General features: G+C 68.6%; 18 protein-coding genes, 2 tRNA genes and 1 pseudogene. 13 read left to right on the top strand and 8 right to left on the bottom strand.

Annotation, left to right across the window (positions count from 1 at the left end):
* Nucleotides 1-72: 72 nt before the first annotated feature.
* Nucleotides 73-687, top strand: a complete 615-nt coding sequence (locus FPZ22_RS02165) for a DNA-3-methyladenine glycosylase (RefSeq protein WP_144889848.1) — start codon at nucleotides 73-75, stop codon at nucleotides 685-687.
* 49 nt (nucleotides 688-736) lie between these two features.
* On the opposite strand, the gene FPZ22_RS02160 is transcribed toward FPZ22_RS02165, so the two are convergent.
* A complete protein-coding gene (locus FPZ22_RS02160) occupies nucleotides 737-973 on the bottom strand; it encodes a hypothetical protein (protein WP_144889846.1) in 237 nt (78 codons plus the stop codon).
* A gap of 116 nt (nucleotides 974-1,089) precedes the next feature.
* On the opposite strand from FPZ22_RS02160, the gene FPZ22_RS02155 reads away from it, so the two are divergent.
* From FPZ22_RS02155 to FPZ22_RS02145, 3 genes are all read left to right on the top strand, one after another.
* Entirely contained in the window at nucleotides 1,090-2,100 is a 1,011-nt protein-coding gene (locus FPZ22_RS02155) for an NAD-dependent epimerase (protein ID WP_144889844.1), read from the top strand.
* Nucleotides 2,101-2,133: 33 nt separating this feature from the next.
* Nucleotides 2,134-2,220, top strand: a tRNA-Leu gene (locus FPZ22_RS02150).
* A 95-nt stretch (nucleotides 2,221-2,315) separates the two neighbouring features.
* A tRNA-Leu gene (locus tag FPZ22_RS02145) sits at nucleotides 2,316-2,401 on the top strand.
* Between the two features lie 9 nt (nucleotides 2,402-2,410).
* Here FPZ22_RS02145 and FPZ22_RS02140 read toward each other — a convergent pair.
* The 4 genes from FPZ22_RS02140 to FPZ22_RS02125 form a co-directional block, all read right to left on the bottom strand.
* Nucleotides 2,411-3,634, bottom strand: a complete 1,224-nt coding sequence (locus FPZ22_RS02140; protein ID WP_246120865.1) for a dicarboxylate/amino acid:cation symporter — start codon at nucleotides 3,632-3,634, stop codon at nucleotides 2,411-2,413.
* A 137-nt stretch (nucleotides 3,635-3,771) separates the two neighbouring features.
* Nucleotides 3,772-4,611, bottom strand: coding sequence for a MurR/RpiR family transcriptional regulator (locus FPZ22_RS02135; RefSeq protein WP_144889840.1), 840 nt, complete (start codon nucleotides 4,609-4,611; stop codon nucleotides 3,772-3,774).
* A 6-nt stretch (nucleotides 4,612-4,617) separates the two neighbouring features.
* Nucleotides 4,618-5,721, bottom strand: a complete 1,104-nt coding sequence (locus tag FPZ22_RS02130) for a dipeptide epimerase (RefSeq protein ID WP_144889838.1) — start codon at nucleotides 5,719-5,721, stop codon at nucleotides 4,618-4,620.
* A 16-nt stretch (nucleotides 5,722-5,737) separates the two neighbouring features.
* Nucleotides 5,738-7,129, bottom strand: coding sequence for a C40 family peptidase (locus tag FPZ22_RS02125; protein WP_144889836.1), 1,392 nt, complete (start codon nucleotides 7,127-7,129; stop codon nucleotides 5,738-5,740).
* 190 nt (nucleotides 7,130-7,319) lie between these two features.
* Here FPZ22_RS02125 and FPZ22_RS02120 point away from each other — a divergent pair, with 190 nt between their 5' ends.
* The 6 genes from FPZ22_RS02120 to FPZ22_RS02100 all read left to right on the top strand — a co-directional run bounded on the left by FPZ22_RS02120 (nucleotide 7,320) and on the right by FPZ22_RS02100 (nucleotide 15,311).
* Complete coding sequence (locus FPZ22_RS02120) at nucleotides 7,320-8,816, top strand: transglutaminase-like domain-containing protein (protein WP_144889834.1); 1,497 nt, start codon at nucleotides 7,320-7,322, stop codon at nucleotides 8,814-8,816.
* A gap of 52 nt (nucleotides 8,817-8,868) precedes the next feature.
* Nucleotides 8,869-11,886 (top strand): TonB-dependent receptor, encoded by a 3,018-nt coding sequence (locus tag FPZ22_RS02115; protein WP_144889832.1) that lies wholly within the window; start codon nucleotides 8,869-8,871, stop codon nucleotides 11,884-11,886.
* Between the two features lie 74 nt (nucleotides 11,887-11,960).
* On the top strand, nucleotides 11,961-13,346 hold the full coding sequence (locus tag FPZ22_RS02110) for a serine hydrolase domain-containing protein (protein WP_246120863.1): 1,386 nt from the start codon (nucleotides 11,961-11,963) through the stop codon (nucleotides 13,344-13,346).
* 26 nt (nucleotides 13,347-13,372) lie between these two features.
* A complete protein-coding gene (locus FPZ22_RS13905) occupies nucleotides 13,373-13,561 on the top strand; it encodes an FXYD domain-containing ion transport regulator (protein ID WP_246120861.1) in 189 nt (62 codons plus the stop codon).
* Nucleotides 13,562-13,689: 128 nt separating this feature from the next.
* Entirely contained in the window at nucleotides 13,690-14,091 is a 402-nt protein-coding gene (locus tag FPZ22_RS02105; protein ID WP_168198902.1) for an Hpt domain-containing protein, read from the top strand.
* Nucleotides 14,088-15,311: an EAL domain-containing response regulator gene (locus tag FPZ22_RS02100; protein WP_144889828.1), complete on the top strand. Its 1,224-nt coding sequence runs from the start codon at nucleotides 14,088-14,090 to the stop codon at nucleotides 15,309-15,311. Before FPZ22_RS02105 ends, FPZ22_RS02100 begins: the two co-directional genes overlap by 4 nt.
* Nucleotides 15,312-15,356: 45 nt before the next feature.
* Here FPZ22_RS02100 and FPZ22_RS13510 read toward each other — a convergent pair whose 3' ends face one another.
* From FPZ22_RS13510 to hutH, 3 genes and pseudogenes are all read right to left on the bottom strand, one after another.
* Nucleotides 15,357-15,497 (bottom strand): hypothetical protein, encoded by a 141-nt coding sequence (locus FPZ22_RS13510; protein ID WP_168198901.1) that lies wholly within the window; start codon nucleotides 15,495-15,497, stop codon nucleotides 15,357-15,359.
* A gap of 148 nt (nucleotides 15,498-15,645) precedes the next feature.
* The gene (hutU, locus tag FPZ22_RS02095; protein ID WP_144889826.1) at nucleotides 15,646-17,313 is read right to left on the bottom strand and encodes a urocanate hydratase; all 1,668 of its coding nucleotides are present in this window, start codon (nucleotides 17,311-17,313) and stop codon (nucleotides 15,646-15,648) included.
* Between the two features lie 106 nt (nucleotides 17,314-17,419).
* Nucleotides 17,420-18,943, bottom strand: a pseudogene (hutH, locus tag FPZ22_RS02090) (histidine ammonia-lyase); the annotation flags it as partial.
* Between the two features lie 104 nt (nucleotides 18,944-19,047).
* Here hutH and FPZ22_RS02085 point away from each other — a divergent pair.
* From FPZ22_RS02085 to FPZ22_RS02075, 3 genes are all read left to right on the top strand, one after another.
* Nucleotides 19,048-20,421: a formimidoylglutamate deiminase gene (locus FPZ22_RS02085; protein WP_246120859.1), complete on the top strand. Its 1,374-nt coding sequence runs from the start codon at nucleotides 19,048-19,050 to the stop codon at nucleotides 20,419-20,421.
* 79 nt (nucleotides 20,422-20,500) lie between these two features.
* Nucleotides 20,501-21,223, top strand: a complete 723-nt coding sequence (gene hutC, locus FPZ22_RS02080) for a histidine utilization transcriptional repressor HutC (protein WP_210412693.1) — start codon at nucleotides 20,501-20,503, stop codon at nucleotides 21,221-21,223.
* A gap of 81 nt (nucleotides 21,224-21,304) precedes the next feature.
* On the top strand, nucleotides 21,305-21,976 hold the full coding sequence (locus FPZ22_RS02075) for a hypothetical protein (protein WP_144889820.1): 672 nt from the start codon (nucleotides 21,305-21,307) through the stop codon (nucleotides 21,974-21,976).

Genomic DNA, 21,976 nt, shown 5'->3' with positions numbered 1-21,976 from the left:
CCGGGCAACGTCCGGGGAATGGCCGGGCAACTCCGGGGAACGTCCCCGTGATCAGGCCCGTACACTGCCGGCATGGACCTGGCCCCGCTCGACCCCGGCTGGCGACCCCTGCCGCGCGATTTCTACCGGCGTCACCCCGCGCAGGTGGCCCCGGAACTGCTGAACAAGATCCTGGTGCGCGCGGACGGCCGCGCCGGGCGCCTCGTCGAGGTCGAGGCCTACGCCGGCAGCGAGGATCCGGCGGCGCACTCCTTCCGCGGCCCCACAGCGCGCAATGCGACCATGTTCGGCGAGCCCGGCCACCTGTATGTGTATTTCACCTACGGCATGCACTGGGGCTCGAACGCCGTCTGTGGCGATCCGGGCCAGGGCTGGGGGGTGCTGCTGCGGGCGATGGAGCCGCTGCGCGGCCAGGATGCGATGCGCCTGGTGCGCCCGGCGGCGCGCCGCGAACGCGACCTGGCGAGCGGTCCCGGCAGGCTGTCGCAGGCCATGGGCCTGACGCGCGAGCAGGACGGTGCGGACCTGGTATCGGGCGCGCAGGGTATCGCACTGGTCGACGACGGCATGCCGCCGCCGCGTCGCGCCGCCGTCGGGCCGCGGGTGGGCATCAGCAGGGCCGTCGACTTCCCATGGCGCTTCCATGTGCCGGGAAGCCTGTACGTGTCGGGCCGGCGGATCGGCTGAGTAGGCGAGGAGCGCGCGGCCGCACGCTCCGGGCGATGGCCGCCCTGCCTCAGGCGCGGCGCCTGTAGAGCGCCGCGTCGATGCAGGAAAACAGGCTGACCAGGAACCAGCCGAACGGGAACAGCGACAGGGTCAGCACCCAGGTCAGGGCGCCGGCGATGCAGCCGGCGACGAACCACAGGATCGCCGACAGCACCCGTCCCTGCACCAACTGGCCGAGGCCGGGCACGATCAGGCTGCAGATCGCGGCGATGACGTTGCCGGTGGAACCCTGTCCAGTGCTCATCCGACGCTGCTCCGATGGTCGAGGCGGGGCCGCAATGCTGGCGGCGACGCGGTCATTCTGCCGTGAATGGGGCCGCGGCGTGGGTATCATTCCACGATCCGACCGGAGCGCCCCGCATGAAAGTCCTCGTCACCGGCACCGCCGGCTTCATCGGCAGCCACGTCGCCCGGGTGCTGCTGGCGCGCGGTGACGAGGTGGTCGGCTTCGACAACCTCAGCGACTACTACGACGTCGGACTGAAGCAGGCGCGGCTGGCACGCTTCCGCGACCACGCGGGCTATACCCATGTGCAGGCCGACCTGGCCGATCGCGCGGCGGTGGAGGAGACCTTCGCGCGCCACCGGCCCGACCGGGTCGTGCACCTGGCGGCGCAGGCGGGCGTGCGCTACGCCGCGCAGAACCCGCATGTCTATGTGTCCAGCAACGTCACCGGCACCCTGCACGTGCTGGAAGGCTGCAGGCACCACCAGGTCGAGCACCTCGTGTTCGCGTCCACGAGCTCGGTGTACGGCGCCAACCGCGCCATGCCGTTCAACGAGCACCAGCCCACGGAACACCCGCTGACCCTGTACGCGGCGACCAAGAAGGCCAACGAGATGATGGCGCACAGCTATGCGCATCTGTACGGCCTCCCCTGCACCGGCCTGCGCTTCTTCACCGTCTACGGGCCCTGGGGCCGGCCCGACATGGCGCTGTTCCTGTTCACGAAGGCGATCCTGGCCGGCGAGCCGGTCAGGGTCTTCAACCACGGCCACCACCGCCGCAGCTTCACCTACGTCGACGACATCGTGGAGGGTGTGGTGCGCGTGCTCGACCGTGTGCCCGCGGCCGACCCGGAATGGAGCGGCACTGCGCCGGATCCGGGGAGCAGCGGGGTGGCGCCATACAGGATCTACAACATCGGAAACGAAGAGCCGGTGGAACTGCTGCGCTACATCGAGGTGCTCGAGCAGTGTCTCGGGCGCCGGGCCGTGATGGAGATGCTGCCGCTGCAGGCCGGCGACGTGCCCGACACCGAAGCCGATGTCTCGGCGCTGGTGGCCGACGTGGGCTACAGGCCTTCGGTCGGCGTCGAAGAGGGCATCGCCAGCTTCGTGCGCTGGTATCGGGAATACTACGGAGTCTGACATCCGCGGCCGGGGAGGCCGCGCAGGACACCTGCCCGGGTGGCGGAATCGGTAGACGCAGGGGACTTAAACTCCCTGGGCCAATGGCTATTGTGGGTTCGAGTCCCACACCGGGCACCACTCCGCAACCAGAGCCGGTGCCGCCGCGCGCCGGCCGCCCCCGCCGGATTCCCGCGTTCGAGGAAATGCGCGCCGGTCCCGGCGCGCGCCATCGCGCCCGGGTGGCGGAACGGTATACGCAGAAGACTTAAAACCTTCCGGCCGAGAGGCCATGTGGGTTCGAATCCCACCCCGGGCACCAGCGCCCCCGCTAGATCCCGTTCCGTGCGTCCAGGCGGTTGACGATGCCGGTGGCGGTGAGGTCCCCGGTCACGTTGCCGACGGTCGAGAACACGTCGGGAATGTTGTCCACGGCCAGCAGCAGGCCCAGCGGCTCCACCGGCAGGCCCATGGCCTGGGTGACCGGGAGGTTGTTGGTCATGAAGCTCACCTGCCCGGGCAGGCCGACCGAACCCATGCTGATCAGCGCCGAGAGCACGATGGCGGTGCCGATCTGCAGCCCGCCCAGGTCCATGCCGTACATCCACGCGATGAAGGAGACCACGCCGATGTACTGGATGGGGCTGGTAATGCGGAACAGCGACACCGCCATCGGCAGCACCAGCGCGGTGACGTGCAGCGGGTAGCCCAGCCGCGTGCGCGCGCAGTCGATCATCGCCGGCAGCGAGGCCAGCGACGACTGCGTGCTGGCGGCGATCACCTGCGCCGGGAAGATGCCCACCATGAAGCGCCGCACCGGCTCGGCCGCGGCGAGCCGCGCCACACCATAGAGCAGCACCGTCACGCTGACGTACAGCGTGCAGAGGAGCAGCACGTACCAGCCCAGCGCGCCCAGCACGGCCAGGCCCACCCGCGCACAGACCGCCAGCACCAGCGCGAACACGCCGATCGGGGCGGCCCACAGCACCCAGCGCACGACCTGGATCATGGTGTCGGAGATGGCCTGCACCAGCTCCAGCAGCCGCGCGCGCCGCTCGGGCTCGATGCGCGTGACCGCGAAGCCGAAGAACAGCGAGAACACCACCAGGGGCAGCATGGCATTGGCCGCGGCCGCGGCCAGTGCGTTGCTGGGGATGACGGTGGTGATCCACTCGCCGAACGAGGGCGCGCGCCCGATCACGGTGTCGTCGGCACCGATCGCCAGCCGGAACGCATCCACCAGCGCCTGGTCGCGCGGCACCAGGGACAGCAGGCCCGGCGCCATGAACGCGGTGTAGATCCCCGAGGCGAGCAGCAGCACCGCGAACACCGCCATCGCACGGCGGGCCGTGCGACCCGAGGCCGCGGCGTCCGCGGCGGCGTTGACGCCCAGGACCACCAGCGCCGCCACCAGCGGCACCACGGTCATCTGCAGCGCGTTGAGCCAGAGCCGGCCGACGGGCTGCACCGCGTCCGCCACCCGTGCGCCCAACGCCGGATCGGCATAGGCCAGCAGCAGCCCGGTGACGGCGCCCAGCGCCAGCGCGAGCAGCACCCGAGCAGCATTCGAAAGTCGAGGCAAGTCTTTTCCCCTGGTGACCTGTAGGAGCGGCTACAGCCGCGAACGCTTCCCACCCTTGTGTGAGCGATTTCCGCCATCGCGGCTGTAGCCGCTCCTACAGGTGGACGGTTTCATTCAATCGGCGCCGCGTTTTCCACCAGCATGCGCAGGTGGGCCTCGTCCTCGCACAGCAGCAGGAACACGAGGTCGAGCAGGTGCTGCAGGGCGGCCTGGTAGAGCAGCAGCTCGACCTGGGGCCGTGGGTCGTGGGCGCTGACCAGCAGGGCGATGTCGGCGTGCGCACGCAATGCGTTGGCAGTGTGGCGGGTGATGGTGACCACCTTGCCGCCACGCTGCCGGAACAGGCGCGCGGTCTGGCACAGCGCCGCTTCCTGGCCGTGTTCGCAGAGCACCAGCAGCACGTCGCCCGCGGTCGCCGAGGAGGTGCCGACGGCCATCAGCGCAGTATCGAAAAGATGGATGGCGGTGCGCCCGATCAGCGCCAGCTTGATCGCGATCGCGCGTGCGTAGAGGCCATCGTTTCCGACGCCGATGGCATAGACCTTGCCCGCACCGCGGATCGCTTCGGCCGCGGCGGCGACGTCGGCATGGGCGTTGAGCGCGGTCGTGACCTGCACCGCTTCGCCCTTGGCGCGCCACAGCGATTCCGCGAGCAGGATCCCGGGGTTCCCCAGGCGCCTGGCGGAGGGGGCCATGCCCGGCCCCGTACCGCCCGACTCGCGCCGCGCCAGCGATTCGCCGATCGAGAACTTCAGGTCCGGGTAGCCCTTGAAGCCGAGCTTCTGGCTGAACTTGACCACGCTCGACTGGCTGATGCCCAGTGCGTTGGCCAGCTGCTGCGAGGAGTAGTCGCGCAGCAGGTGCGCGTTCTCCAGCATGAAGTCGGCGATGCGGCGCTCGATGGCCGACATCCGGTCGCGCTCGCCGCGGATCTTCGCCAGCGGGGCCATGAGGCGTCAGCGGTCCGCCAACGGTTCCAGCCCGCGCACCGAGCGGATGCCCAGGCCCGGCGCGTCGCCGATCGCGATCTCGGCCTCGTTGAACTCGACGCCGCCCTCCACCGGGTCGAAGGTGCACAGGGAGGGACCGTCGAGGTCGATCTTCGTGATCGCGCCGGCCTTGGCCACCGCCAGGTGCACGGCGGCCGCGACGCTGATCGCGGACTCGATCATGCAGCCGATCATGCACTCCACGCCGTGCACCGCGGCGATGTCGGCGATGCGGATGGCATTCGAGATGCCGCCGGTCTTCATCAGCTTGATGTTGATGATGTCGGCGGCGCGCCGCTGGATCAGGTCGATCACCTCGGACGGGCCGAACACGCTCTCGTCGGCCATGACCGGCGTGTGCACACGCTCGGTGACGTACTTCAGGCCCTCGATGTCGCGCGCCGGCACCGGCTGCTCGAGCAGCTCCAGGTGCACGCCGGCGTCCTCGAGGGCGTGGATCGCGAACACGGCCTGCTTGGCGGTCCAGCCCTGGTTGGCGTCCAGGCGCAGCAGGGCGCGGCCGTCGACCGCGGCGTGGATCGCCTTGACCCGCTCGATGTCCAGGCCGATGTCCTTGCCGACCTTGATCTTCAGCGACTCGAAGCCGCGGTCCACCGCGGCCAGCGAATCAGCCACCATCTTGTCGATGTAGTCGACGCTGATGGTGAGGTCGGTGGTGACCACCGGGTCGCCGCCGCCGCCGAGCATGCGGTAGAGCGGGGCGCCGTACAGCTGGGCCCAGAGGTCGTAGAGCGCGATCTCGACCGCCGCCTTTGCGCTGGTGTTGCGCTCCATGGCGGACTGCACCAGCTGCACGTTGCGGTTGAGGTCGGCGACGTCGCGGCCGATGAGCCGCGGGCCGATCACCTTGCGGATCGCTTCGATCATCGAGCCGTGGGTGTCGCCGGTGATCACGGCGGTGGGCGCGGCTTCGCCGTAGCCGATGCGACCGTCGTCGGTGTGGATCATGACGACGATGTCTTCCACGGTGTCTACGGTGCGCAGCGCGGTCTTGAACGGCGTCTTCAGCGGCACCCGCAGCATGCCGAGGCGGATATCGGTGATCTTCATGGGCCTTCGGGCTCGCTCAGGGGCGGATGCGCTGGATGCTGCTGAGGCGGTCGATCGTGGGCGTGGTCGCGCTGGTCATCATCGGCACGACGGGCGTCACCACCACGCCATTGAGGTGCAGGCGCACCAGCGTGTCCGAACCCTCGGGCTTCCAGCTCATGCCACTGGTGTCGTGGATGACGAAGGGCTCGCCGTCGACGTGGCCGATCATCATCATCACGTGGCCGGGCATGTAGACCAGGTCGCCCGGACGCGCCTCGCGCAGCGCCTGCAGGCGTTGTGCGTAGGGGTCACCCTTGTCGAAGGGGAGGCGGTTGAGCGCGGGGCTGACCGCCTGCGCGCTCGTGTTGCGCGGGATCAGCACGCCGAAGCTTCGGTAGATTTCCGAGGCGAAGCCGCTGCAGTCGCGGGCGTTGTACGAATGGCCCCATCCGTAGCGCTCGCCGAGGAACTTGAACGCCTGGCGCAGGATGTTGGCTTCGGTCAGCGGCAGGTAGTCGCTGGCGACGTCCGCCGAACGCGGGAGCAGGGCGGGAGCGAAGGACAGCCTGCCGTCGTCGCCGCGCACCGGCAGCTCGATCACGTGCGCCGCCGCGGGAAGCTGGCCGTTGAGTTCGTCCATCGACGGCCAGTCGGACACCACCGGCACGCGCACGCCCATCTCCAGCTGCACGTCCGAGACGGCCGGGTTTTCCGGCGAGTAGGCCGTGCGCGCAGTGGCGCCGGTCACGACCAGGAAGGGCGTTCGCTGGCCCCACGCGAAGATCGCGTCCCTGTCGCCTTCCGCCACGTACTGCTTCTCGATCCACGCCGCGTAGCGCTCGCTGACGACGAAGTACCAGTCGCCGTCGCGGCTCTCGTGGACGATCGCCACCGGATCGCCCGGGAACAGCGCGCTTTCCTGGAAGCGGTCGATGTCGGTGTCGCCGGCGCGGCTGAACACTCGCAGGCCGGTGGGGAAGGTGCGCAGCGCGGCGCGGCGCACGACCATGCCGTAGCGGGTGGCCTGGTCGGCGGGCAGGGCGCCGAGCGCGAGGTTGGCTTCGATACGGCCAAGGTCGTGGCGGCTGACGGGCTTGCCGTGCACGTCGAACAGTTCATTCGCCGGAAGCTTCGACAGCGCTTCGATCCAGGCGCGCACCTGCGTACCGGCGATGCGCGCAGGCAGGGCCTCGAGCCTGTGGATCGACGCGTCCTCGGCGCGCATGCGTGCGTTCTGCGCGGCGATCTGCGCCGGCGTGAGGATCACGCGGTCCGGTTCGTCCAGTGCGTCGATCCAGTGCGCGGGCGTGAGGTGGGCTTCGACCAGCCCGGGCACCGCGAACGGCGGAGCCGGTGTGGGCTCGCGCGCGGCCGACACCGTCGGGAGTGCGAGCAACAGGGTGAGCAGCAGAGCCGCAAGTCGCATGAGATCGTCCCCTTCCCGACGCCTTGGTTCAGGAACGCATCATGGAATACATCATTCGAGAAAATCAATGAGAAAGAATAAATTATTGACGCCTCATGAAGGCCATGTTACACAGCCCGGGGGCCGGGAGAGGGGGCTTGCGTAGATGTCTGCAGTCGATCGTCCAGAGCGGATGCATGAGCGTGCGGGCATGCGTCCGCGCCGGCGGCATGCCTTCGCCCTGGGCGTCGCGATGGTCGCTGCGGCCATCGTGGTCCCTGCGAGCGGCATGACCGCGAACGACGATATCGGCGCCCGCCTTGCCGCCCCGCCGCTGGTCATCCACCTGATCGACGCCGGCGATTTCAGCGGCGCCGAGGCCGCGATCGCCACCGCGCTGGAGGATGCGTCGCTCACACCGGACCAGCGCATGGCGCTGGAGTTCCAGCGCGAGCGCATGCGCCGCATCCTGATGGATTTCCGCCTCGATGAAGCGGGCGCCAAGGCGCGCCTGCGCCGCGACATCCCAGACATGAGCGATGCCGAGTTCGCGCGCTGGGATGCCGATGGGCTGATCGAGGCGCGCGTGATCGACGGCCAGCGCCGCTGGTTCAACCGCGGACCGTCCAATCTGTTCCGCCTCAGCGAAGAGGCCCGCCGGCGCCGTGCGACGCCGCTGAAGTTCTACGACAGCCCGTTTGAAGTCGCGGTCCACCCGCATCATGCCGAGGTGCGCGAGGCGGCGCGGGCCACGGGCGAGCGCGCGGTCGCTCCGCGACGCGTCCGCGTGACGCAGTCGCTGACGGTCAAGCCCGACGCTGTTCCCGCCGGCGAGACCGTGCGCGCCTGGCTGCCGTTCCCGCGCGCGATCCCCGGCCAGCAGGAGGACATCGCACTGCAGGCAACGGTGCCGGCGACGCACCAGGTCGCGCCCGAGTCGGCGATGCAGCGCACCGTCTATATGGAGGCGACGGCCGTGGCCGGCGAGCCGGCCGCGTTCTCGGTGACCTACGAGCTGACGGTCCACGCCCAGTACGCCGACATCGACCCGGCGCGGGTGGTGCCGGCCGAGATCACCCCGGAGCTGGAGCCCTACGTCTCCGAGCGCGCGCCGCACGTCGTCTTCAGCGACGCCATGCGCCTGAAGTCGGCGCAGATCGTTGGCGACGAGACCAACCCCTGGCGCATCGCGCAGAAGCTCTTCGCCGCGGTCGACGACATTCCCTGGGCGGGCGCCCGCGAGTACTCCACCATCACCAACATCGGCGAGCACGCCCTGGAGCAGGGGCACGCCGACTGCGGCCAGCAGACCCTGCTGCTGATCACCCTGCTGCGCATGAACGGCATTCCCGCGCGCTGGCAGTCGGGCTGGATCTTCTCCGATGGCGAATACAACAACATGCATGACTGGGGCTGGATGTACCTGGCCCCCTACGGCTGGGTGCCGATGGACGTGACCTTCGGCCGGCTGCCGGACGCCGGCCCCGAACTTGCCGGCTTCTACCTGGGCGGCCTCGACGCGTACCGCATCGCATTCAACGATGACTGGTCGCGCGAGTTCGTTCCGGCCAAGCGCCACCCACGTTCGGAAACCGTCGACCTGCAGCGCGGGGAGGCGGAATGGGCCGGAGGAAACCTGTACTTCGACCAGTGGAACTACGACTTCCAGTGGCAACTGCTGCCACCGGCCATGGACGAACGCACCTGATCACTGAGCAACGCCAACCACCACGGATTCCTGTTTCGGGGAGAGAAACGCAATGAAGTCCAGTCATACCAAGCTTCGTCGTGCCGCACTCAGCATCGCGCTGGGAGCGTGCCTGTCCACCATGGCACCGGTGGTGCTTGCGCAGAGCGCCACTGGCTCGGTGGCGGGCTTCGCGACCGCCGGCGATCAGATCACGATCACGAACGTCAACACGGGTCTGACCCGCAGCGTCACCGTCAGCGGCGACGGCAGCTACCGGTTGGGCCAACTGCAGGTGGGCGACTACGACCTGCAGGTGATGCGCAGCGGCCAGGCCGTGGGAGAGCGGGTCCGCGTCAGCGTGTCGCTGGGCGGCACGACCACGGTGAATCTGGGCAGCGAGGGTGGCATCGCCAACCTCGGAAGCGTGACCGTCATCGGCGACCGCGTGGTCAATCGAGTGGATGTCCGGTCGACGGAAACCGCCACCAACGTGACCCGCGAGGAGATCTCCCGGCTGCCAGTCGAACAGAGCCTTTCCTCGGTCGCCCTGTTGGCACCCGGCGTGATCGGTGGAAATTCCAGCTTCGGCGGCATCTCGTTCGGCGGCTCCTCGATCGCCGAGAACTCCATCTTCATCAACGGCCTGAACGTCACCGACTTCTATCGGCGCCACAGTTTCTCCACGGCTCCGTTCGCCTTCTTCAGGGAGTTCCAGGTCAAGACCGGCGGCTATTCGGTGGAGTTCGGACGCAGCACCGGCGGCGTGATCAACGCGGTCACGCGTTCCGGTGGAAACGAATTCCAGGGCGGCGTCGAGCTCACTTTCGAGCCGAATGCGTGGAAGGCCAGCGGCGAGGATCGCTTCTACGACGACGGCAGCGTCAACGTGCGCTCCAGCCACGACCGCAGCACGTTCACCAAGACCAACGTCTGGGCCTCCGGCCCGATCGTGCAGGACCGGTTGTTCATGTTCGCCATGTACGAGCAGCGGGAGAGCGAATCGCGCTTTACCAACGCCGCCGGCAGCAGCTTGAGCGAACGGGAGGGCAGCAATGGCTTCTGGGGCGCGAAGGTCGACTGGAACCTGACCGACGACCATCTGCTGGAACTGCTCGCGTTCTCCGACGAGGGTGATTCCGACACGGCGCTCTACGGCTACGACTTCGAGAGCCGCGAGTTGCGCGGCGCCCCGACCCTGTCCAACAACTCGAGCGGCGGCAAGAGCGGATCGCTCACCTACACCGGCCATTTCGGCGAGAACCTCACTGCCAAGGCCATGTACGGCATCAACCGCAGCACCAGCTTCGTGCGCTCCCCGCAGGACAGTCAGTGCAGCTGGATCAGCTACAACAACGCCTCCTATGGCGCGGTTTATCGCGGCATGGGCAGCCCGACGCTGGGCTGTCATCCCGGCTCGAACGTGGTCTCGCACGAGGACGAGCGCAAGGCCAAGCGGCTGGACTTCGAGTGGGCGCTGGGCGACCACCTGCTGCGCTTCGGGTGGGACCATGAGCTGATGACCACCGACCGGGTGACCTCCTACCCGGGCGACGGCAAGCAGTACGTCGCTTACGGTCGCACCAGCGCGACGCAGGTCCTCGACAACGGCACGCCTCTGCCCGCGGGTGTCAATGCGTTCCTGATGGCGCGCGAGCGCGCCGACGGCGGCGTCTTCGACATCGAGGCCAGCGCCTTTTACCTCGAGGACATCTGGAGCCTCACGCCGAACCTGCTGCTCAACCTCGGCCTGCGCGTGGACAACTTCGACAACAAGACGGCAGCGGGCGACAGTTTCATCGAGATGGACAACCTGGTGTCGCCGCGCGTGGGCTTCTCCTGGGACATGAAGGGGGATGGCACCACCAAGCTCTTCGGCAGCCTGGGCCGCTACTACATGCCGGTCACCAGCATCATCAGCTACAACTTCGCAGGTGGCCTGCTTGACGAACGCACGTTCTACGAACTGCAGGGATGGAATCGCGCGACCAATCCGGTGACCGGTGCCGAGTACATGGCTCCGATCATCGGCAACCAGATCGGCCCCGTGGACGACCAGTTCAACATCAGTGTCCGCGACTACCGCCAGAGCGTGGACCGCGACGTCGATGCGGTCTACCAGGACGAGGCGATCCTCGGCTTCCAGACCATGATCAGCCAGGCCTGGTCGTGGGGGGTCAACGCGACCTACCGTCGGATGCCGAACGCGCTCGACGACGTGCGCATCAACGCGCTGTGCGGCGTCCGCCACGGCACCCTCTGGCCGATCGCCAACCCGGGGGACGACCTGACCCTGTGGGGCACCACGGCGATGGGCTGCGCCCAGGATGGCTGGGTCACGATCGACACCTCCAAGGAGGGCTACATCACCGTCGGCAGCAATCGCGTGATCGGCTACTCCAAGCCCAAGCGCACCTACAAGGCGGTCGAGTTCCAGATCGACCGCGCCTGGGACGACAAGTGGGCGTTCAACGCGTCCTATCTCTGGTCCAAGCTGGAAGGCAACCACGAAGGTCCGGTGAACTCGGATACCAACTACGGTGACACCGGCATGGTCCAGCACTGGGACCACCCGGCCAACAACGACCGTTACGGTGACCTGTTCAACGACCATCGCCACCAGATCAAGCTGCGCGGCAGCTACAGGTTCAACGAGATGTGGAGCATCGGCGGCACGGTGACTGCACTGTCCGGCGGTCCGATTTCCGCCTTCGGCGTGACCTGGCCGGACGAGAACTTCGCGGTGGCTAGCTATACCAGCGAAGGCAGCGGCGGCGGTACCGGTTGGCTGTGCGTGGCTAACTGCGCCGGCCCGTGGCAGGACCGCGAGTACGAGCGGTCCGAGCGCGGGGCCTTCGGTCGCATGCCGTGGATCTACGACGTCGGTGCGAACATCACCTGGACCCTGCCGGTCGAAGGCATCGACCTGAAGGCCCGCCTGTCGGTGTACAACCTGCTAAACGACCAGGAGGTCATCAACGTCCGTGCGCGCTACGAGGGCAATCCCGGTGTGCGCCGTTCGACCTTCGGTACCGGTACCCGCTGGCAGTCGCCGCGCTACGCGCAGCTGGTGGTGACCTGGAACTTCTGACGCCGTCCTGCGGCATCGACAACCCGCCGCCGGCGACCCCGGCGGCGGCTTCCTGGCGGGAAGCGGAGGTGGTGATGAATCCCCTGCATGTCCTTTGCGCGGCCGTCCTCACGGCCGCGTTTTTTGTTGCACCCGCGCAGGCGCGGCCGCCGCTGCCCGCGGCAGAGACGCTCGCGGCGACGGTCGACGAGGCTGTGGCGCGCTACGGGCTTCCCGGCATCGCGGTCGGCGTAGTGGTGGACGGGAAGGTGCGTCAGGTCGAGCTGCGCGGCGAAACGGCCGCCGGCAGCGGCGCCGCGATCACGCGCGACAGCCTGTTCAAGGTCGCCTCCAACACCAAGGCGATGACCGCTGCGCTCCTGGCGCGGCAGGTCGATGCCGGCCTGCTGGCCTGGGACGACCCGGTGGTCAAGCATCTGCCGGGCTTCCGCATGCATGAAGACTGGGTGACGCGCGAGATGCAGGTGCGCGATCTCCTGATCCACAACAGCGGGCTGGGCCCGGGCGCCGGAGACCTGATGCTGTGGCCGGAGCCGAATTCCTTCAGCCGCGGCGAAGTCATCGCCGGGCTGGCGCATCTGAAGCCGCGCTGGAGCTTCCGTTCGCGCTATGCCTATGACAACACGCTCTACATCGTTGCCGGGGAAGTGGCGGCGGCCGCGGGCGGTGCGCCTTTCGACGTGCTGCTGCGACGCGAGGTGTTCGAACCCCTGGGCATGGACGGCTGCCGGATCGGCGAGTGGCGCCTGGACCAGGCCGGAAGCGTCGCCGCGCCGCACGGACGCCGGGACGGGGACTGGGTGGCGCGCCCCGACGGCGACATCGTGGCCGACATGCCGATGGCCGCGGCGGGGGGCGTGCGCTGCGGCGTGGACGACATGCTGCGCTGGACACAGGCCTGGCTGGACCCGGACACCACGGGTCGTGACGGCCGGCCGTGGCTGTCGCGCGCACAGCGCGAGGCGGCATGGACGGCACACATGCCGATGCCGCTGACCCGTCGCATGCGCGACTGGAACCGCAGCCATTACTCCGCCTACGGCTACGGCTGGCGGCTCAGCGACGTGGACGGGACGCAGAAGGTGGCGCATACCGGCACGCTGTCGGGCATGTATTCCGCGGTGACCCTGCTGCCGGAGCTGGACGCTGGCTTCGTCATCCTCGTCAATGCCGAAGCCGGCGAGGCCCGCACCGTGCTCGAACAGTCCTTGTCGAAGCTGTTCACCACCGGCCATGGCCCGGGGGAAACCTGGTGGCGCATTACGCCGGGCTTCTCGCCGGGGAAAGGGCTGCGACTGAAGCAGCGCGCGCCGCGGGTGAAGAAAGCGTGGCCGCCAGGCTTCCGCGTCGTCCCGCGACGGCCGCCGAGCTGGCGCCGTGGCTTGGCCTCTTTCGCGATCCCTGGTTCGGCGACGCGAAGGTCTGCGCGGCCGGGGAGGGCGTGCGCTTCGAGTCGTTGAAGTCGCCGCGCCTGGCTGGCCCGGTGATGAGGGCCGGGGACCGGTTGCTGGTCGACTTCGACAGCCTGGGCGCGGACGCCGATGCCTGGCTCGACTTCGCCGCGGGTTCCGGAGGTGCGGCCCCGACCCTGGCGATGGCCAAGGTCGATCCGGACGCGGACTTCAGCTACGACTATGAGGACCTGGCCTTCGGGCGCATCGGTCCTTGTCCCTGAGCGGCGCGGGGCCGGGCTGTGACCGGGCTCACACGGGATAGCGACGTGCGCGGCTAGCATCCCGCAGTGCGACGGGCAATGATTGCGCCGCGCCAGGGAGGGGCAGGACCGCTATGCCGGACACCGGTGTGGGTGAGGACAGAGGCGAGGGCGGGCAGGCGGGGGTGTTCGATGCAGGGGCGCTGCGTGGACTCGTGGGCGACGAGCCGGCGCTGATGCTGCAGATCCTGGTCTGCTTCGACGAGGTCGCCACCGGCGTCCGCGAGGGCCTGCTGCGCGCGGCCGGGGCCGGGGACGCCGGCGAAGCGGGATTGCTCGGCCACAGCCTGAAGTCTTCGGCACGTGCCGTCGGTGCATTTCCCCTGGCCACGCTCTGCGCCCGGCTGGAAGCGGAAGCGGAAGCGGGCCCCGGCGACGGCATCGGGCCTCTGGTGGGTGAGGTCGTGGATGCGCTGGATGCGGCGCTCGCCGCGATGGAGGCCTGGTGCGATGCACGGGCAGCGGCGCGGGACAGGGAGTGTGCGCTTTGAAGATCCTGGTTGTTGACGATGATGATTTCACCACCCGTCTGCTGCATATCCAGCTGCGGGCCATGGGGTTGAGGAACAGCGGCTACACCGGAATCGAACTGTGCGCGCGCGGCGAAGATGCGCTCCAGCGTGTCGGCGCCCGTGCCGAGGGCTTCGGCCTCGTATTCTGCGATCTGCGGATGCCCGGAATGGATGGCGTCGAGTTCGTGCGCCACCTCGCCGAAAGCGGCTTCCGGGGCGGTCTGGTGCTCATGAGCGGTGCCGAGTCGCGCGTGCTCCAGGCGGCCGAGCAACTGGCGCGTTCGCAGGGACTGCGTGTGCTGGGCACCTTGTCCAAACCGGTGCAGCCCGACGCCCTGCGCGCGCTGCTCGAAGCGGGCGCCGTCGATGCCGTCGAGCCCGCGACTGCGTCCGCGCAGGTCGCCCCGGCCTCCGATGCCACCGCGCTCGAGGCGGCGATCGCTTCGGGAGACCTGTTCAATCTCTACCAGCCCAAGGTGGAGCTGGGCAGCGGAGAGGTGGTCGGAGTCGAGGCGCAGGCGCGATGGCGCAGGCCCGGGGGCGACATCGCGATGCCCGCGGATTTCCTGCCCCTGGCCGAGGAGGCGGGCCTTGTCGGGCCGCTCGCGCGGCTCGTGCTCACCAATGCGTTGCGCGACGCCCGCTGCTGGAGCGGAACCGGCCCGGAGCTCGACGTGGCGGTCAACCTGTCGATGGCCAACCTCGCTTCGCTCGACCTCCCCGAGCGCATCAGCCGGCTGGCCGAGGCCGCGGGTTTTCCGCTGGAACGGCTGGTGCTGGAGCTTTCGGAAACCCGACTGCCGACCCGGCCGCAGGATCAGCTGGACATCATGACCCGGCTGCGGCTGAAGGGCGTGCGCCTGGCGATCGATGAGTTCGGCACCGGCTTCTCCAACCTGGCCCAGCTGCGCGAAATGCCGTTCTCGGAGCTCAAGATCGACCGCGGCGTCGTACGCGGCGCGGCCAAGGATCCGTCCCGGCGCGCCATCGTCCAGGCCGCGCTGGTCCTTGCGCGGGAGCTCGACGCGCACGCGGTGGCCGAGGGGCTCGACGACGTCGACGACCTTGCCTGCGTACGCGGGCTGGGTTGCCACCTGGGCCAGGGGGCACTGGTGGCGGGGCCGATGCCGGCCTCCGAGCTTGCCGCCTGGATCCGCGGCTGGCCTGCGCGGCGGGACCGGCTGCTGCTCGCGGCCTGACAACGAACAGGCCACCGCGCGGGTGGCCTGTTCGCTCCCGGTGACTCAGCTGGCGTCGTCCGCAAGGAACTCGACCGTCACCATCGCCAGCGCGCGCGTGCCGGTTTCCGGCGCGGCCTCGTCCACGAAGAAGCCGGGATTGTGGTTGGGCGCCGCCGTGGCCGGATCCTGGCCCTCCGGCGTCACGCCTAGGAAGACGTACAGCTCGACTTCGACAGCCTGGGCGCGGATGCCGATGCCTGGCTCGACTTTGCCGCCGGCCCTGGCGGCGCGGCCCCGACCCTGGCGATGGCCAAGGTCGATCCGGACGCGGACTTCAGCTACGACACCGGCATCAGCCGAGGATGCCAGGCAGCTTGAGCCCCTGCTCCCTCGCGCACTGCTTCGCGAGGTCATAGCCGGCGTCCGCATGGCGCATCACGCCCGTGGCGGGATCGTTCCACAGCACCCGCGCGAGGCGCCGGTCGGCGGCTTCGCTGCCGTCGCAGACGATCACCACGCCGCTGTGCTGGCTGTAGCCCATGCCGACGCCGCCGCCGTGGTGCAGGCTGACCCAGGTCGCGCCGCCGGCGACGTTGAGCATGGCATTGAGCAGCGGCCAGTCGCTGACCGCGTCGCTGCCGTCCTTCATGGCCTCGGTCTCGCGGTTCGGGCTGGCCACGCTGCCGCTGTCGAGGTGGTCGCGGCCGATCACCACCGGCGCCTTCAGCTCACCGGTGCGGACCATCTCGTTGAAGGCCAGGCCCAGGCGATGGCGCTGGCCCAGGCCGACCCAGCAGATCCGCGCCGGCAGGCCCTGGAAGCTGATGCGCTCACGCGCCATGTCCAGCCAGGTGTGCAGGTGCGGATCGTCGGGGATCAGCTCCTTCACCTTCGCGTCCGTCCGGTAGATGTCCTCCGGATCGCCGGACAGCGCCACCCAGCGGAACGGGCCGACGCCGCGGCAGAACAGCGGGCGCACGTAGGCCGGCACGAAGCCCGGGAAGTCGAAGGCGTTGGCGCAGCCTTCGTCCTTGGCCATCTGGCGGATGTTGTTGCCGTAGTCGACGGTCGGGATGCCCCGGGCGTGGAAGGCGAGCATGGCTTCCACGTGCACGCGCATCGACTTCTTGGCGGCGTCACGGACCTTTTCCGGGTTCGCCTGCTGCTCCGCCAGCCACTGCTCCACCGTCCAGCCGATCGGCAGGTAGCCGTGCACGGGGTCGTGGGCGCTGGTCTGGTCGGTGACGCAGTCCGGGCGCACGCCGCGCCTCACCAGCTCGGGAAGGACCTCCGCGGCGTTGCCCAGCAGCGCGATCGACTTCGCCTCGCCGGCGGCGGTGTACTTCGCGATCCGCGCCAGGGCGTCGTCGAGGTCGGTGGCCTGTTCATCGACATACCGCGTGCGCAGGCGGAAGTCGATGCTCGCCTGGCGGCATTCGACGGTCAGCGAACAGGCGCCGGCCAGGCTCGCCGCCAGCGGCTGCGCCCCGCCCATGCCGCCCAGGCCGGCGGTCAGGATCCAGCGGCCCTCCAGGCTGCCGCCGTAGTGCTGCCGGCCCATCTCCACGAAGGTCTCGTAGGTGCCCTGGACGATGCCCTGGCTGCCGATGTAGATCCACGAGCCCGCGGTCATCTGGCCGTACATCATCAGGCCCTTGCGGTCGAGCTCGTTGAAGTGCTCCCAGTTCGCCCAGGCCGGCACCAGGTTGGAGTTGGCGATCAGCACCCGCGGCGCATCGGCGTGGGTCGGGAAGATGCCGACCGGCTTGCCGGACTGCACCAGCAGGGTCTCGTCGTCGCCCAGCGCGCGCAGCGCGCCGAGGATCGCGTCATAGCTCTCCCAGTCGCGCGCGGCGCGGCCGATGCCGCCGTACACCACCAGGTCCTCGGGCCGTTCGGCGACAGCCGGATCGAGGTTGTTCATGAGCATCCGCAGCGGCGCCTCGGTCAACCAGCTCTTCGCGGTCAAGGTGGGGCCGGTGGGAGCATGGATCACTCGGGAAGTGTCGATCTGGGTCATGCGGGGCTCGTCAGTCTGTGGCTGGAGACGGGGCTCCAATGGAATCGCGCAGTCGTACCGGCGTGGCGGACGGGTTCGATCCGTGTCGCCACGGCATGCTCCCCGCCACTCCTGGCAAGTCCATCCCGACGCTGTCGGCGATCTCGCCGGACCTCACCATGTCCGCCGCAGCGCAGATGTCCGGATGGAAGTAACGGTCATCCCGGAGCGTGGGTACACGCTCCCGCAGCGCTGCGCGTGCGGCCTCGAGGGCGGCACTGGATGATAGGGGTGCATGGAAGTCGCACCCCTGGGCTGCAGCGAGCAGCTCGATCGCGATCACGCTGGTGAGGTTCTCGGCCATCCCGAGCAGGCGGCGCGCTCCGTGGGCGGCCATCGAGACATGGTCCTCCTGGTTGGCGGAGGTCGGAATCGAATCGACGCTGGCCGGATAAGCCTTCTGCTTGTTCTCCGAGACGAGCGCAGCCGCGGTGACCTGGGGAATCATGAAACCTGAATTGAGCCCGGGTGCCGGCGTCAGGAACGCAGGCAGCCCGGAGAGTGCCGGATCCATCAGCATGGCCAGACGGCGCTCGCTGATCGATCCGATCTCGCAGGCGGCCATGGCAAGCATGTCCGCGGCGAACGCCACGGGCTCGGCGTGAAAATTCCCGCCCGAAAGGACCTCGCCCGTGTCGGTGAACACCAACGGGTTGTCGGAGACACCGTTGGCCTCTGCTTCAAGCGTGGACGCGGCGCCACGCAGCACGTCGAGCGCGGCTCCCATGACCTGGGGCTGGCATCGCAAGCAGTACGGGTCCTGCACGCGGGCGTCGTTGTGTCGATGCGACTCGCGAATGCCGGAGCCGGCCATCAGTGCGAGCAGCGCTTCGGCCACCACGATCTGGCCAGGCTGCCGCCGCAGCGCATGGATGCGTGGGTCGAAAGGCGTGTCAGACCCCTTTGCCGCCTCCGTGGAGAGGGCGCCGGACACCAGCCCGGCGCGGAAGGCCCGTTCGATCCCGAACAGGCCCGCCAGCGCATTTGCGGTGGAGAACTGGGTGCCATTGAGCAGCGCCAATCCTTCCTTCGGTCCGAGCGTGATCGGCTCCAGGCCGATCCTTGAAAGCGCGGCCGCGGCGGGAATTCGATGGCCGTGCAGGAATACTTCGCCGACGCCGAGCATGGCCGCGGCCATGTGCGCCAAAGGGGCGAGGTCCCCGGATGCGCCCACGGAGCCTTGTGCCGGTACTACGGGGATGGCTCCATGCTCCAGCATCGCCGTCAGCTGCCGGAGCGTCTCGGAACGAATTCCCGAAGCTCCTTGCGCGAGGCTTGCGATCTTCAAGGACATCATCAGCCTGGCAACCGGGATGGGCATGGGCTCGCCCACGCCCGCGGCATGCGAAAGCACGATGTTGCGCTGGAGCGCTTCCAGGTCTTCCGGCTCGATCCGTACGCTGGCCAGCTTGCCGAATCCGGTATTGATTCCGTAGACGGGGTCACCCTTGGCCACGATGGTACGTACGGTGTCCGCGGCGGCTTCGACATTCTGGTCGGAGCCGGGATCAAGCCGTATCGCCGCGCCTGCATGGACCGCGCGCCACTCGCCCAGCGTAACGGTGCCAGGCTTCAAGAGGATCTCGTTCATGCATTCTCCAATCGGTTCCCGGCCCCCGGATGGCCATCCGGCAATTTGTCTATACAATAATGACCGGTCGGGCACGTGTCCAGCGGTGCCAAGGGGAGAGCCGGATGGCGCGCGGGATGGGTGGCAGGACGTTCTGGATCGAGCACGCGCTGCTGCCCTCGGGCTGGGCCGGGGACGTATGTCTGCGTGTCGAGCAAGGCCGGATCGCCCAGGTAGAGACGGGAGTTCCCCCGGATGCCGGCACCGTGAGGCTGGGTATTGTCGTGCCGGGTCTGGGGAATCTGCACAGCCACGCGTTCCAGCGAGGCATGGCCGGTCTTGCCGAGGCGGGGGGTGATCAGGCAGACAGCTTCTGGAGCTGGCGCGAACTGATGTACCGCTTCCTCGACCACCTGGATCCGGACAGCTTCCAGGCGATCGTGGAATTGGCCTACATGGAGATGCTGGAGGCCGGATTCACTCGCGTCGGAGAGTTCCACTATCTGCATCACGGAGCGGGCGGACGCCCCTACGCAGAGCGGGCGGAAATGTGCGCGCGCGTCGCGGCGGCGGCGCAGGCGACGGGCATCGGCCTGACCCTGCTGCCCGTCTTCTATGCGCATTCGGACTTCGGCGGAGCGCCACCGACCCCGGCCCAGGCCAGATTGACGCACGACCTCGAGGGGTTTGCGGCTCTCATGGAAGGGGCCGCGGCCGCCATCTCACCCCTGGGGGACGCCGTTCTGGGGGTTGCCCCGCACAGCCTGCGCGCAACGACGCCGGACGAGCTGCGAGCACTCCTCCACATCACCCCTGGCCCCGTCCACATCCATGTCGCCGAGCAGGTGGCCGAAGTCGAGGCCTGCCTGCGCTGGAGCGGCCAGCGTCCGGTCCAGTGGCTGCTGGAGCACGTGGACGTCGACGGCCGCTGGTGCCTGGTGCATGCGACACATGTCCTCGCGGAGGAGATCGCAGGCATAGCCGCCAGTGGCGCGGTCGTCGGCCTGTGTCCGATCACGGAGGCGAACCTTGGCGATGGAGTGTTCCCGGTCCGGGAGTTCCTCCGCGCGGGCGGGCGTTTCGGCATCGGCTCGGACTCCAATGTGCTCATCGACTCGGCCGAGGAACTGCGGTTGCTGGAATACGGGCAGCGCCTCCGTCTCCGCGGGCGCAATGTCCTTGCCCCTCCGGGCGGCGGCTCCACGGGCCGGTTCCTGTTCGAGCAGGCCGTGTCCGGAGGCTCGCAGGCACTGGGTGCCGCCCACGGTCTCGAGGTCGGCGGGTCCGCGGACTTCGTCGAGCTGCGCAGCGGGCATCCCGCCCTGCAGGGAGGCGCCGGTGATGCATGGCTTGACAGTTGGCTTTTCGCCGCACGTAATGGCGCGGTCGAATCGGTGTGGCGCAGGGGTGGCCGGTTGGTCGAGGATGGCCGGCATTTCCGACGCGACGAGATCGTGCAGCGCTACGGCCCGGCGTTGAGGCGCGTGCTCGACCGGTAGCCGTTCACTATTGGTGGGCTCGGACACGGCGCGGGAGGTGCGCGATGGATTCGCAGACATCGTGAAGACTCGAAAGAGCATGACGCTCAACCAGCGGATCCGTGGCGACATCGAGCGGAAGATCCGCAGCGGAAAGTGGCCGCCGGGCTACCGCATCCCGTTCGAGCACGAGTTGATGGTGCAGTACGGCTGTTCGCGGATGACGGTGAACAAGGTGCTGACTGCACTGGCGGAAGCCGGAATGATCGAGCGCCGGCGTCGCGCGGGGTCGTTCGTGTCGCGACCGCACCCGTATATCGAGCAGGTGGCCCTGGATATTCCCGATATCCCGGTCGAGGTCGCCAAAAGAGGGCATTCCTACCGGTTCCAGTTGTTGGGGCGACGGCTGCGCAAGCCGCGCCAGCGAATGGCGCATGAAGTGGAGATCGCCGAGGGGGGGCAGCTGCTGGCCCTGCAAAGCCTCCATCTGGCCGACGAGATGCCGTTTGCGCTGGAGGAGCGGGTCGTGAATCCGCTCGCCGTACCACAGGCGCTGGAGCAGGACTTCAAGGGAGTCGTGCCCGGAAGCTGGCTGCTGGAGCACGTTCCGTGGACCCGTGCCCAGCACCGCATCAGCGCTGCGGGGGCCGACGAAAGGCAGGCGGGGCTCCTGCGGATCCCGCCGGGAACCGCCTGTCTGGTGCTGGATCGCCAGACCTGGCGCGGGGAGCGGCCGGTCACCTTCGTGCGGCAGGTCTTCGTAGGGGAGTCCTACGACCTGGTCGCAAGGTTCGCACCCGGGACCACGGGCAGGCACGGCTAGCCGGCCCCATGGGCGGGAACGCCGGAATCACGCGAATCCCGATGCTTGCAGCGTCCGAAACGCCATGGTATAGACATAAACATGAAGCGCTCGATCCACAACAGGACACGTATCGGCCTGGTGTGCATGGTGGTGATGTTCGCGATCAGCCTCCAGTGCACCGTGCTTTCGTCGTTCCTCAGCGCCCTGCATGAAGTCGAGCATGCAGGGGAACTGTTCGACGCTCATTCCTTCGCGCACGACCATCACCACGGCGGCGAGGATGGTCACCATCATCCCGGGATCCACCATCCGGATTCCGACGCATCCTCCGGCTCCCGGCTGACGCTCGACGGCCATTCGCATGGCGCCGATCCGAACCATGTGAGCGGCGAACACGGCTTTTTCCATTTCTCGGGAGCGCCTGTCCTGTTCGACCAGGATGAGGATCCCTTCCCGCCTTGGCGAGCCCCTTCCCGCGGCGACGCCGTTGGCCTTCTGTCCTTCGGGCCTGCCCTGTGTACGTCCGGGCGCGCCCCACAGACCGCCCATCGCCTGAGTTCCAGGCAGGGCCGGATCCGTTCATCGGCTGACACTGGCTTTTCGCCAGGCGGCGCAGACGGGCATTGGCTGATTCAGACCAGGGCCACGTCCGCTGCAGGATCGGCGTTGGCGCACCAGGCCATGCCGTTCGGCCTGACGGAATCCGTGCCACGCGCGCTCGACTTCGGTGAGGGCATGGCACCTGCCCGGGGTCTGATCGCCGCCGCTTGA

It is taken from the genome of Luteimonas granuli (genome assembly GCF_007795095.1).
GTDB lineage: Bacteria > Pseudomonadota > Gammaproteobacteria > Xanthomonadales > Xanthomonadaceae > Luteimonas > Luteimonas granuli.
The sequence above is the reverse complement of the archived record's forward strand: the minus strand, read 5'-3'. Positions and strand labels throughout refer to the sequence as shown.

Bases quoted from the DNA above. Each gene is read 5' to 3' on its own strand.
- FPZ22_RS13905 (WP_246120861.1), top strand. From the start codon at position 13,373: ATGAGGGCCGGGGACCGGTTGCTGGTCGACTTCGACAGCCTGGGCGCG.
- FPZ22_RS02115 (WP_144889832.1), top strand. From the start codon at position 8,869: ATGAAGTCCAGTCATACCAAGCTTCGTCGTGCCGCACTCAGCATCGCG.
- hutU (WP_144889826.1), bottom strand. From the start codon at position 17,313: ATGACCCAGATCGACACTTCCCGAGTGATCCATGCTCCCACCGGCCCC.
- FPZ22_RS02120 (WP_144889834.1), top strand. From the start codon at position 7,320: ATGCGTCCGCGCCGGCGGCATGCCTTCGCCCTGGGCGTCGCGATGGTC.
- hutC (WP_210412693.1), top strand. From the start codon at position 20,501: ATGACGCTCAACCAGCGGATCCGTGGCGACATCGAGCGGAAGATCCGC.
- FPZ22_RS02125 (WP_144889836.1), bottom strand. From the start codon at position 7,129: ATGCGACTTGCGGCTCTGCTGCTCACCCTGTTGCTCGCACTCCCGACG.
- FPZ22_RS02130 (WP_144889838.1), bottom strand. From the start codon at position 5,721: ATGAAGATCACCGATATCCGCCTCGGCATGCTGCGGGTGCCGCTGAAG.
- FPZ22_RS02110 (WP_246120863.1), top strand. From the start codon at position 11,961: ATGAATCCCCTGCATGTCCTTTGCGCGGCCGTCCTCACGGCCGCGTTT.
- FPZ22_RS02160 (WP_144889846.1), bottom strand. From the start codon at position 973: ATGAGCACTGGACAGGGTTCCACCGGCAACGTCATCGCCGCGATCTGC.
- FPZ22_RS02135 (WP_144889840.1), bottom strand. From the start codon at position 4,611: ATGGCCCCGCTGGCGAAGATCCGCGGCGAGCGCGACCGGATGTCGGCC.
- FPZ22_RS02075 (WP_144889820.1), top strand. From the start codon at position 21,305: ATGAAGCGCTCGATCCACAACAGGACACGTATCGGCCTGGTGTGCATG.
- FPZ22_RS02085 (WP_246120859.1), top strand. From the start codon at position 19,048: ATGGCGCGCGGGATGGGTGGCAGGACGTTCTGGATCGAGCACGCGCTG.
- FPZ22_RS02165 (WP_144889848.1), top strand. From the start codon at position 73: ATGGACCTGGCCCCGCTCGACCCCGGCTGGCGACCCCTGCCGCGCGAT.
- FPZ22_RS02155 (WP_144889844.1), top strand. From the start codon at position 1,090: ATGAAAGTCCTCGTCACCGGCACCGCCGGCTTCATCGGCAGCCACGTC.